Genomic DNA, 10,312 nt, shown 5'->3' on the forward strand with positions numbered 1-10,312 from the left:
CGGATGTCTGCGCGGGCACCATGCCGCACCGGGCGTGTCGGTCCGGGTCCCGCTGGTGCGGCGCCGCCACCTGGATCTGGGACGGGTGTGGTCCGCGGCGTGTCCGGGGTCCTGAGCACCCCGACACCCGCCAACCGCACCGGAAGGACCCACCATGCCCGTCGAGTTCCTCGGCATCGGCGCGACGCACAACGGCTCGGAGACGACGTCGCGTTCGGGCCCCGCGTTCGACCCCGAGTACACCCTCGCCCTGGCCCGCGCGCACGAGGAGAACGGCTGGGACCGGGTGCTCACCGCCTACGGCTCCGGCAGCCCGGACCCGGCGCAGGCCGCGGCCTACATCGCCGACCACACCGAGCACCTGCAGCTCCTGCTCGCGCACCGCCCGAACGTCTCCTACCCGACGTTCGCCGCGAAGACCGTCGCGACGCTGGACCAGATCAGCCGCGGCCGGCTGACCCTGCACGTGATCACCGGCGGCAACGACCACGAGCAGCAGCGCGAGGGCGACACCCTGTCCAAGGACCAGCGCTACGACCGCACCCGCGAGGCCATCCAGATCTACAAGAGGGCCTGGACCGAGCGGGAGCCGTTCGACTTCCACGGCGAGCACTACGACTTCTCCGACTTCGTGCTCGACGTCGAGCCTGCGCAGAAGCCGCGCCCGGGCATCTCGTTCGGCGGGTCCTCGGCCGCGGCCTACCGGGTGGGCGCCGAGGAGGCCGATATCTACGCGCTGTGGGGCGAGCCGCTGGCCGGAACCGCCGAGCAGATCGAGACGATCACGTCGCTGGCCCGCGCGGCCGGACGCCCGGCGCCGACGTTCCAGGTCGCGTTCCGGCCGATCCTCGGGCGGACCGAGGAGCAGGCCTGGGAGAAGGCGCACGCCACCGTCGCGACGATCCGGGAGCGCACCGCGGGCGGGCAGCAGCTCACGCGCCGGCACAAGCTCACCGACCCGGAGAACACCGGCTCGCAGCGCCTGCTCTCGGCCGCCGAGAAGGGCGAGGTGCACGACCGCGCCCTGTGGACGGTCACGGCGGAGGCCACCGGCGGCGCCGGGAACTCCACCGCCCTGGTCGGCACGCCGGAGACGGTCGCCGCGGCGCTGCTGGACTACTACGACCTCGGCGTGCGGATCCTCTCCGCGCGCGGCTACGACCTGCTGGAGGACGCGAAGGAGTTCGGCCGCGAGGTGATCCCGCTGGTCCGCCAGGAGGTCGCCCGACGCGACGCCGCCTCCACCGCGGCCTGACCCCCGCCCCGCCGCGCACGGGTCACATCTGGGCGGCGGCGGGGATGACCTCGCGGCCCAGGACGCGCAGCGGCTCGATCTCGGAGACGCCCGGGACCCAGCCGTGCACGTGCTCCACGCCCAGCTTCGCGAAGCCCTGCAGCTGCTCGACCAGGGCCTTCGGGTCGCTCGGGTCGAGCGGGGCCATGACGGTCTTCTCGATGTCGTCGTAGTCGCGGCCGACCTCGTCGCAGCGCAGGCGCAGGACGTCGAGCTTGCGCTCGAGGTCCGGCCCGCCGAACAGGTTGCAGGCCTGCGCGTACTGCGCGACCAGGCGCAGCGTCTTCTTCTCCCCGCCGCCGCCGATCAGGATCGGCGGGTGCGGGCGGCTCAGTGCCTGCGGGACGTTCATCGTCCGGCCGAGCGTGTAGTGCTTCCCCTCGAACGCGCCCTCGTCCTGGCCCCACATCTGCAGGCAGATCTGCAGCGTCTCCTCGAGCCGCTCGAAGCGCTCCGCGGTCGGCGGGAAGAACAGGCCCAGACCGGCCGACTCCTCGTCGTTCCACGCGGCGCCGATGCCCAGCCACGCGCGGCCCTTGGACAGGACGTCCAGGGTCGTGACGAGCTTGGCCAGCAGGCCGGGCTCGCGGTAGGTGACGCCGGTGACCCAGGTCAGCAGGTCGACCTTCTCGGTGCGGGCCGCCAGGTAGCCCAGCGTCGTGTACGCCTCGAGCATGTCGTTCTCGATCGGCCCCACCGGGCGGATCTGCCAGACGTGGTCCATCACGCTGACGCGGGCGAACCCCTCCTCCTCCGCGGCGACGGCGATCCGGCTGAGGTCGTCGGCCAGGCCCGCCGGGCCACTGGGGTAGGTGAAGTCCGCGATGTGCAGTCCGATCTTCACGTTCTCTCCCGTCGGGGGGTGTGTGCGTCACCAGGGACGCTAGCGCCGCCCCGGGGCGCACGGCCGCCGCCAGCGTGGCCCTGTCGGTCCCACCCTCGTGGAGATCATCCGATGGGGTGGCCGTCGGACACCGCGAGTCACCCGTCCGCGGGCGTCGAGCTCCCGGTGGCGACGGCCGGACACCATCCGGACCACGCCCGCGGTGCGGCCGTGGGCCGCCGCGGCGCCACTCGACCGCTGGTCGCAGCGGTGATACGCCCGAAACCGGATCACGACCGGTCAGCGCCCGACCACGCCCGGTCACAGTGTCCTGCGTCCCATGCGCGTACTGACGCGTACGCGCAGCGTTGTTCGGGGGTACAACGGGAATGGTCCCGCCTCGCCCCCGACAACGTTCAACGGAGAACGTCGATGACACCAGAACTCACCCGACCCGAGCCCGTACCGGCCGGCCGGACGTCGGTGCAGCGGATGCTCGACTCGCTCGACGATCTCGTCCGCCGCCACCGCGCGCTGGCCACCCGGGAGGGCGAGGACGACACCCTGCACGCCGAGCTGATCGCGGCCGAGCTGGCCCAGCAGATCGCCGTCCTGCGCCGTCCACTGCCCCGCCAGTCCGGTGGGACGCCGACCCGCTGAGACCGGGCCCACCCACTCCGGGTTGGCGGTCCCGGCCCGGACGCGGTTGACTGGCTCCGTGATCACCCTCGTCCTCGTGCGCCGCCTGCACGTCGACCTGCGCCGCACCGACAGCGCCTGCTGTCCGTCCGGCCGGTAGATCCGCCACCTCCCGCGCCCCCGGACGCGCGCGTCCTCAGGCGACGCGGCTCTCCCTCCGGCCCCCTCGCCCGTCCGCCGGGCCCGAGCACCACCAGGAGACACCCATGCCTCTCGTCACCTTCGCCGTCAGCGGCCAGGGCACCGGCGTCGCGCAGACCGTCGCGGTCGACGGCGCCGACTACACCATCGAGACCGATGCCTACGAGGCGTTCGGAGGCAAGGACCAGCACCCCAGCCCGCTCGCCTACACGCTGGCGTCGCTGTCGTCGTGCAACCAGGTCACCTCGTCGATCGTGGCCAAGGAGCTCGGCATCACCCTCGAGCACGTGAAGTTCGACGTGGCCGCGGACTTCAACCCGACCACGATGACGACCGGCACCGACCGCCCGGGCGAGACCACGTTCCAGAACCTGCGGATCGACGCGCAGATCACGACCGACGGCACCGACGAGCAGGTCGCGAAGCTCGCCGAGGAGACCGAGCGTCGCTGCCCGGTCAGCCAGCTGTTCGCCCAGGCCGGCGTGAAGATCACCAACAACTGGACCAGGGCCTGACCGTCCCGACGAGGTGCACTCGTGCGTCATGACGTGCGTGGCGCGCTCGTCGTGACGCACGAGTGCACCCGCCGCGCCGGGATACGGTGACGGGCGTGAGTGCCGACGCGTCCGAACTCGTCCACCTCGACGTCTCCGGGGGGATCGCGACGATCACCCTGGACTCGCCGGCCAACCGCAACGCGCTCTCCGCACAACTGCGCCGCGAGCTGCTGGCGCACCTGGAGAGCGCGATCTCCGACCCCGCGGCGCGGGTGATCGTGCTGACCCACACCGGGACCGTGTTCTGCGCCGGGATGGACCTCAAGGAGTCCCGCGGCGCGGGCGCCGGGCAGCAGGGCATCACCGAGGTCCCGCGCATCCTGGGCACGATCTGGGACTCCCCCACCCCCGTCGTCGCGCGGCTGTCCGGTCCCGCCCGCGCCGGTGGCGTCGGGATCGTCGCGGCGTGCGACATCGCGGTGGCGGCCCGGGCGGCGACGTTCGCGTTCTCCGAGGTCCGGATCGGGGTCATCCCGGCCGTCATCTCGGTGACGGTGCTGCCGCGCCTGTCGGCCCGCGCCGCGCACGAGCTGTTCCTCACCGGCGAGACGTTCGACGCCGACCGCGCCGCCGCGATCGGGCTGATCAACAGCGCGGTCCCGGACGACGGGCTCGACGCCGAGGTCGCCCGCTACACCGGCATGCTCTCCCTCGGCGCCCCGAACGCGCTGGCCGGGGCCAAGCAGATGCTGCGCCGCACCCGTCCGGAGTCGATGGCGCAGGACTTCGCGGAGATGAACACGCTCTCGGCCGGCTTCTTCGCCTCCGAGGAGGGGCAGGAGGGCATCCGCGCGTTCGGCGAGAAGCGCAAGCCGGGTTGGGTCCGCGGCTGACCGCGCCGGATCAGCGGATCGGGGGTCAGACGGATCAGGCGGTCCAGGCGGGGTCGCGGCCGGACACCGCCAGCGCCCGCTCGAACGCCGGGGCGTCGGCGTCGACGGTGACCTCGGGGCCGATCCACCCGGCGTCGCGGCCCATCGACGCCATCCCGGTCATCGCCTCCAGCGCCACCTCGCCGAGCCCCGCCCCGACGTCGACGCGCCGGCCGGTCGCCGCGGCGAGGTCCCAGGAGTGCACGGCGAACTCGCCGGTCATCATCGAGCCGATCACCGCGGCCGGCATCGGCGCGCCGCCCATGTGCGAGTCCCCCGACCACGCGGCCGGGTCGGCCCAGGCCGCGACCACCTGCGCGCCCGCATCGGCCGCGGCCCGCGCCCACTCCGAACGGGGGAGCCCGTCGAGCACCGGCGCCGGGGAGTCGGCCGTCCAGGCCGGGTCCCACGGTTCCCGGGTGCCGCTGCAACGCGCGAGCACCAGGCCGAACGCCAGGTGGTTGATCAGGTTCGCGACGGTGAAGTCCGCGCACGGGGTGGGGTCGTCGTAACGCTCGACCGGGGTGTCGCGGATGGTCGCGACGGCCAGGTCGACGCCGTCGCGGAGCAGCTGGTCGTGATCCATGCCCGAAGCCTGCCCCGCGCCCGCGCGCACGGATTGAAGGAACGCGACACCGCCGCAGCGCGCCTATCCTGGACGTCGTGGACACCCTCGGCGACACCACGGCAGGAACGCGGGCGCTCGACCTGCTCGCCGGCCGGCGGCTCGTCGTGCTCACCGGGGCCGGCCTGAGCACCGACTCCGGGATCCCCGACTACCGCGGGCCGGACTCGCCGCCGCGGCGCCCGATGACCTACTCCGAGTTCGTCTCCGGCGAGGCGGCGCAGCGGCGTTACTGGGCGCGCAGCCACGTCGGCTGGGCCCGGATGCGCCGCGCCGAGCCGAACCCGGGGCACCGTGCGCTCGCCGACCTGGAGCGGGCGCGCGTGCTGGACGGGCTGATCACCCAGAACGTCGACGGCCTGCACTCCGCGGCCGGGCACCGCGACGTCGTCGACCTGCACGGGCGGATCGACGAGGTGATCTGCCTGGACTGCCGCGAGATCGGCCCCCGTGACGACCTGCAGCGCCGTCTCGCCGCGCTCAACCCCGGTTTCACCGAGTCGGTCAGCGCCGAGGTCGAGTCCGCCCCGGACGGCGACGCCGCGCTGGAGGCCACCGACGGGTTCCGGACCGCGCCCTGCGCGGGCTGCGGCGGGCGCCTCAAGCCGCACGTCGTGTTCTTCGGCGAGAACGTGCCCCGCGACCGGGTGGCCCGCTGCTACGGCCTCGTCGACGGGCTCGACCCCGACGACGGCGCGCTGCTCGTCGCCGGTTCCTCGCTGACGGTGATGTCCGGGCTGCGGTTCGTCAAGCGCGCCGCCCGGCACGGGGTCCCGGTGGTGATCGTGAACCGGGGCGCGACGCGCGGCGACGCGCTGGCCACCGTCCTCGTCGATGCGGGCACGTCCGAGGTGCTGGGCGCTCTGGCCGGGACGACACAGGGCCTCTGACCGCTCACGCTCCCGCTGCGAGGGCTACCGGGACGCGTCGTCCCCGGGCTCCGGGGCGGGGCCCGTGCCGGAGGAGGCACGGGAGTCGAACCTCTCGGTGAGGCGGTCCACCAGGGTCGCGACGACGGCGCAGAGCGGCAGCAGCACGACGATCACCAGGAGGACCTGGAACAGGAACGCGAGCTGGGTCACCCACAGCTCGACGGCATCCCACCCGTCGACGATCGCGCGCACCCTCCAGACGGTACCGATGCCCGCTCCGCCCGGTACCGGCGCCCGGAGTTGGTTAGGTTCGGACCATGTTCGCCGTCTATGCCAGTGAGCCCAACGCCGACTCCCCGCTCGACTCGCTCGTCGTGGGTGAGCGCCCCGAGCCGGAGGTCCCCGACGGCTGGGTCAGCGTGAACGTCAACGCCGCCAGCCTGAACATGCACGACCTCTGGACGCTGCGCGGGGTCGGGATCAAGCCCGACCAGTTCCCCATGATCCTGGGTTGTGACGGGGCCGGGACCACCGCCGACGGCACCGACGTCGTCCTGCACTCGATCATCGGCGACCCGGACTGGAAGGGCGACGAGACCCTCGACCCCAAGCGCACCCTGCTGACCGAGCGCCACCAGGGCTCGATGGCCGACACCATCGTCGTCCCGAAGCGCAACGCGATCCCGCGGCCCGAGGGCATGACCGCCGCCCAGGGCGCCGTGCTCGGCACCGCGTGGCTGACCGCCTACCGGATGCTGTTCACCAAGTCCGGTCTGACGCCGGGGCAGACCATGCTCGTGCAGGGCGCCTCCGGCGGCGTGTCCACCGCGCTGGTCCAGCTCGGCCGCGCGGCCGGCATGCAGGTCTGGGTGACCGGCCGCGACGCCGACAAGCGTGCGCTGGCCGAGCGGCTGGGCGCGCACGCCACGTTCGACTCCGGCGAGAAGCTGCCCGGCAAGGTCGACGCGGTGTTCGAGAGCGTCGGTGAGGCCACCTGGTCGCACTCGATGCGCGCGCTCAAGCCGGGCGGGATCATCGTGATCTGCGGCACCACCAGCGGCCCGAACCCGCCTGCGGACCTGCAGCGGCTCTTCTTCCTCCAGCTCCGCGTCGTCGGCTCGACGATGGGCACCCGCGACGAGCTCGCCAACCTGATGTCGTTCGTGGCCACCGCGGGGATCTCCCCGGAGATCGGCACCGAGGTGCCGATGGACCAGGCGAAGGACGCGTTCTCCTCGATGCTCGACGGGAAGACGGCCGGGAAGATCGTGCTCACCAGGTGATTCGTTACGAGATCCGGGTGTGATGTAGTCGTGATGGCGGTGTCGGGCCCCGTTACGCCTGGTCCGGAGGCTGTTCGTCAGCGCAGTGTGACGACCGCCCGCCGCTACAGCACGATATCCGCAGGACACGGTCGGATTTCGGACAGATGACAAGTACAGTCCGTCATCGTGTCTGAGCCCTACAGTCGCCGGGCGCCGGGTGCGGTCTCGACCGCACCGGCGCCTGGAGCCGCAGGTGTCGTCGAGTTCCTGGATCGCGTCGACCACGCCGTGGCCACCGCCCTGTCCGCGAACCCCGACGCGGCCGACGTCAGCCGTGACGGCTGGCGTGTGCTGCTGATGCTCGCCCGCGGCACCGGCCGCAGCATGGGTGAGATCGCAGGCCACACCGCGCTCCCCGCCCCGACCGCCACCCGCATCGTCGACCGGCTGGTCAGCCTGCAGCTGGCCTACCGCTCGGCGGACCCGCTGGACCGGCGCAGGGTGGTGGTGCACCTCGCCGCCGAGGGACGCGGCGTCGTCGAGTCCGTCTGCGGCCGGGTGCAGCGCATGCTCGCGCCCCGCCGCGGCACGGCGCCGGTGGCCGAGCACCTCTCGACGATGCCCGGCGGCGGCATCCCCGGGCCGCGCACGCACCGGATCTGACGCCGGACCGGGGCCGGTCGACGACCGGCCCCGCCGCGCGCTACTTCTTCGGCTTCTCGGTCGCCTGCCCGCCGCCGGTGGACAACGCCGCGACGAAGGCCTCCTGCGGGACGTCGACGCGACCGATCGTCTTCATCCGCTTCTTGCCCTCCTTCTGCTTCTCCAGCAGCTTGCGCTTACGGCTGATGTCGCCGCCGTAGCACTTGGCGAGCACGTCCTTGCGGATCGCCCGGATCGTCTCCCGGGCGATGATCCGCGACCCGACCGCGGCCTGGATCGGCACCTCGAAGTTCTGCCGCGGGATCAGCTCGCGCAGCTTCGCCGCCATCGTCGTGCCGTAGCCGTAGGCGAAGTCCTTGTGCACGATCGCCGAGAACGCGTCCACCGCCTCGCCCTGCAGCAGGATGTCCACCTTCACCAGGTCGGCCACCTGGTCGCCGGCCTCCTCGTAGTCGAGGCTGGCGTAGCCGCGGGTGCGCGACTTCAGGGCGTCGAAGAAGTCGAAGATGATCTCACCGAGGGGCATCGTGTAGCGCAGCTCCACGCGGGTCTCGGACAGGTAGTCCATCCCGCCGAGCTGGCCGCGCCGGCTCTGGCACAGCTCCATGATCGCGCCGACGAACTCCGACGGCGCCAGGATCGTGATCTTGACGACCGGCTCGTAGACCTCGCCGACCTTGCCCGTGGGCCAGTCCGACGGGTTGGTCACCGTCAGGTCGTTCCCGTCGTCGGTGACGACCCGGTAGACGACGTTCGGCGCGGTCGAGATCAGGTCCAGGTCGTACTCGCGCTCGAGGCGGTCCCGGGTGATCTCCATGTGCAGCAGGCCGAGGAAGCCGCAGCGGAAGCCGAACCCGAGCGCGGCGGAGGTCTCCGGCTCGTAGGTCAGCGCGGCGTCGTTGAGCAGCAGCTTGTCCAGCGCGTCGCGCAGGTCCGGGTACTGCGATCCGTCCACCGGGAACAGGCCGGAGTAGACCATCGGGCGGGGCTCGCGGTAGCCGGTGAGCGGCTTCTCGGCGCTCTGGCGCTGCGAGGTCACCGTGTCGCCGACCTTGGACTGGCGGACGTCCTTCACACCGGTGATCAGGTATCCCACCTCGCCGACGCCGAGCCCGTCGGAGGGCTTCTGGTCCGGCGAGACGATGCCGATCTCGAGCAGTTCGTGCACCGCGCCGGTGGACATCATCTTGATCCGCTCGCGCGGCTTCAGCGTGCCGTCGACGACCCGGACGTAGGTGACGACGCCACGGTAGGTGTCGTAGACCGAGTCGAAGATCATCGCCCGCGCCGGGCCGTCCGCGTCGCCGACCGGGGCCGGGACCAGGCGCACGACCTCGTCGAGCAGCGCCTCGACGCCGTCGCCGGTCTTCGCGCTGACCCGCAGGACGTCGGTGGGCTCGCAGCCGATGATGTGCGCGATCTCGGCGGCGTACCGGTCCGGGTCCGCGGCCGGAAGGTCGATCTTGTTCAGGACCGGGATGATCGTGAGGTCCTTCTCCATGGCCAGGTAGAGGTTGGCCAGGGTCTGCGCCTCGATCCCCTGCGCGGCGTCGACCAGCAGGATCGCGCCCTCGCAGGCCTCCAGCGCGCGCGAGACCTCGTAGGTGAAGTCGACGTGGCCGGGGGTGTCGATCAGGTGCAGGACGGTCTCCTGCTCGCGACCGTTCTCGTCCTTGACCGTCCACGGCAGCCGGACGTTCTGCGCCTTGATCGTGATGCCGCGCTCGCGCTCGATGTCCATCCGGTCGAGGTACTGAGCGCGGTAGTTGCGCGCCTCCAGCACGCCGGTCACCTGCAACATGCGGTCGGCCAGCGTCGACTTGCCGTGGTCGATGTGGGCGATGATGCAGAAGTTCCGGATGCGCTCCGGCGGCGTGAACGTGCGGTCGGCGTACGTCGTCACTCAGCAATCCATTCGCGTCGGGTCACCACCATCGTCCCACGTCGGCCGGGACGGGCCCGGGTCAGCCGCTCGACGACCCGGTCACCGCCCTACCGCGTACGGGTGAGCCCCTACAACGAGTCCCAGAAGCGGGTCAGGACGTCCGCGCCGCGCTGCGGGTCCTCGGCCATCCACCAGTGGCCCAGGCCCTCGAGCACCTCGGTGCGGGCACCCGCCCGCTCCGCGGCGCGCCGGCGCTGCGGGTCGGTGCCGACCATGTGGTCCTCGGTGGCCAGCAGTGACAGGCCCGGCCGAACCGCCGCCTTCTCCAGGTCCGCGCCCCGGCGGGCCAGCGCGGGCTGCGCGGCCGAGCGGTAGAGGGTGAGGATGCACTCCCCCATCGCGGCGTCCATGCCGGCGGCCACCCGCTCGGCGACCCCGGCCTCCATCCCGCGGCTGCTCAGGCGCCGGGCCGCGTCGGCCACCGGCGTGCCGACCATCTGCGCCACGGCCTGCTCACCCGCCTCCGGGGTCTGCCAGACCTGCGCGAGGTCGTGCCAGACGTAGTCCTCGTCGAACACCCCGACGATGTCGCTGGCCCAGCTGCGCAGCAGGTCCG

General features: G+C 72.4%; 11 protein-coding genes and 1 pseudogene. 7 read left to right on the plus strand and 5 right to left on the minus strand.

Annotated features, from left to right (window positions below):
* The first annotated feature begins 154 nt into the window (after nucleotides 1–154).
* A complete protein-coding gene (locus tag I4I78_RS24705) occupies nucleotides 155–1,255 on the plus strand; it encodes an LLM class flavin-dependent oxidoreductase (protein WP_218613881.1) in 1,101 nt (366 codons plus the stop codon).
* 22 nt (nucleotides 1,256–1,277) lie between these two features.
* Here the strand turns inward: I4I78_RS24705 and I4I78_RS24710 are convergent, their stop codons facing one another.
* Nucleotides 1,278–2,138: an LLM class F420-dependent oxidoreductase gene (locus I4I78_RS24710; protein WP_218613882.1), complete on the minus strand. Its 861-nt coding sequence runs from the start codon at nucleotides 2,136–2,138 to the stop codon at nucleotides 1,278–1,280.
* A gap of 411 nt (nucleotides 2,139–2,549) precedes the next feature.
* On the opposite strand from I4I78_RS24710, the gene I4I78_RS24715 reads away from it, so the two are divergent.
* The 3 genes from I4I78_RS24715 (at nucleotide 2,550) to I4I78_RS24725 (ending at nucleotide 4,347) form a co-directional block, all read left to right on the plus strand.
* Entirely contained in the window at nucleotides 2,550–2,777 is a 228-nt protein-coding gene (locus tag I4I78_RS24715) for a hypothetical protein (protein ID WP_218613883.1), read from the plus strand.
* A 245-nt stretch (nucleotides 2,778–3,022) separates the two neighbouring features.
* Nucleotides 3,023–3,472 carry an OsmC family protein gene (locus I4I78_RS24720; RefSeq protein WP_218613884.1) on the plus strand — a complete coding sequence of 150 codons (450 nt, stop codon included), beginning with the start codon at nucleotides 3,023–3,025 and terminating at the stop codon, nucleotides 3,470–3,472.
* An 86-nt stretch (nucleotides 3,473–3,558) separates the two neighbouring features.
* Nucleotides 3,559–4,347, plus strand: a complete 789-nt coding sequence (locus I4I78_RS24725) for an enoyl-CoA hydratase-related protein (RefSeq protein ID WP_218613885.1) — start codon at nucleotides 3,559–3,561, stop codon at nucleotides 4,345–4,347.
* Between the two features lie 34 nt (nucleotides 4,348–4,381).
* Here the strand turns inward: I4I78_RS24725 and I4I78_RS24730 are convergent, their stop codons facing one another.
* Complete coding sequence (locus tag I4I78_RS24730; protein ID WP_218613886.1) at nucleotides 4,382–4,972, minus strand: TIGR03086 family metal-binding protein; 591 nt, start codon at nucleotides 4,970–4,972, stop codon at nucleotides 4,382–4,384.
* Between the two features lie 77 nt (nucleotides 4,973–5,049).
* On the opposite strand from I4I78_RS24730, the gene I4I78_RS24735 reads away from it, so the two are divergent.
* Complete coding sequence (locus I4I78_RS24735) at nucleotides 5,050–5,901, plus strand: NAD-dependent protein deacetylase (protein ID WP_308252335.1); 852 nt, start codon at nucleotides 5,050–5,052, stop codon at nucleotides 5,899–5,901.
* A 24-nt stretch (nucleotides 5,902–5,925) separates the two neighbouring features.
* On the opposite strand, the gene I4I78_RS24740 is transcribed toward I4I78_RS24735, so the two are convergent.
* Nucleotides 5,926–6,135 carry a hypothetical protein gene (locus tag I4I78_RS24740; RefSeq protein ID WP_218613887.1) on the minus strand — a complete coding sequence of 70 codons (210 nt, stop codon included), beginning with the start codon at nucleotides 6,133–6,135 and terminating at the stop codon, nucleotides 5,926–5,928.
* A 65-nt stretch (nucleotides 6,136–6,200) separates the two neighbouring features.
* Here I4I78_RS24740 and I4I78_RS24745 point away from each other — a divergent pair, with 65 nt between their 5' ends.
* Both I4I78_RS24745 and I4I78_RS24750 read left to right on the plus strand, forming a co-directional pair.
* Entirely contained in the window at nucleotides 6,201–7,166 is a 966-nt protein-coding gene (locus I4I78_RS24745; protein ID WP_218613888.1) for a zinc-binding dehydrogenase, read from the plus strand.
* A gap of 168 nt (nucleotides 7,167–7,334) precedes the next feature.
* Entirely contained in the window at nucleotides 7,335–7,811 is a 477-nt protein-coding gene (locus I4I78_RS24750; RefSeq protein WP_218613889.1) for a MarR family winged helix-turn-helix transcriptional regulator, read from the plus strand.
* A gap of 40 nt (nucleotides 7,812–7,851) precedes the next feature.
* Here I4I78_RS24750 and lepA read toward each other — a convergent pair whose 3' ends face one another.
* The gene (gene lepA / locus I4I78_RS24755) at nucleotides 7,852–9,714 is read right to left on the minus strand and encodes a translation elongation factor 4 (RefSeq protein ID WP_218613890.1); all 1,863 of its coding nucleotides are present in this window, start codon (nucleotides 9,712–9,714) and stop codon (nucleotides 7,852–7,854) included.
* Between the two features lie 110 nt (nucleotides 9,715–9,824).
* A pseudogene (locus tag I4I78_RS24760) lies at nucleotides 9,825–10,312 on the minus strand (alpha/beta hydrolase); the annotation flags it as partial.

Source organism: Pseudonocardia sp. KRD291 (assembly GCF_019263595.1).
Classification (GTDB): Bacteria; Actinomycetota; Actinomycetes; order Mycobacteriales; family Pseudonocardiaceae; genus Pseudonocardia.